Source organism: Autumnicola edwardsiae, from assembly GCF_031846505.1.
GTDB classification, from domain to species: Bacteria; Bacteroidota; Bacteroidia; order Flavobacteriales; family Flavobacteriaceae; genus Autumnicola; species Autumnicola edwardsiae.
Genome location: NZ_JAVRHP010000302.1, coordinates 1 through 488, shown reverse-complemented (window position 1 = coordinate 488; position 488 = coordinate 1). Strand labels below are relative to the sequence as shown.

Below are 488 nucleotides of genomic sequence, written 5' to 3'. Positions count from 1 at the left end.
ATTGCATCAAAAACAATGAGCTGTAGCACGTTTGCCACGAGAAAAAGACGAAAACTGGAACCCACAACTCGTGACAAAAGAAAAAAGGAGGATCCTGTTTTGTAGGAATACCGGCCAAACCGGCTCTCCAGATAGCTGTAAATTGAAGTCAGGTTCATCCTGTAGTACAGGGGCAGCAGCACTAGTCCAATTACAGCGTAACCAACAGTATAGCCTAAAACCACCTGAAAATAACTAAATCCCTGGGTTTCTACAGTGCCGGGAATAGAAATAAAGGTAACGCCACTAAGGGAAGCGCCAATCATTCCAAATGCTACCAGGTACCAGGGAGATTGGCGGTTAGCCTTAAAGAATTCCGCATTAGTGCCCCCTCGTCCTGTTAAATAAGATATTAAAATGAGTACGCCAAAGTATCCGGCAATGAGGAGCAAAATCTGGTACGGCTGCATGAAATCTGGATTAAGGCCACGAATTTACAAATTTGGTGT

Annotated in this window: 1 protein-coding gene; it reads right to left on the bottom strand. The window is 44.1% G+C overall.

Translation table 11 applies throughout. From position 1 onward, the window contains the following. Positions 1-449 (bottom strand): sodium:solute symporter family transporter (locus RM529_RS17770; protein ID WP_432264554.1); only part of this gene is annotated, 449 nt, incomplete at its 3' end. Positions 450-488: the final 39 nt, after the last annotated feature.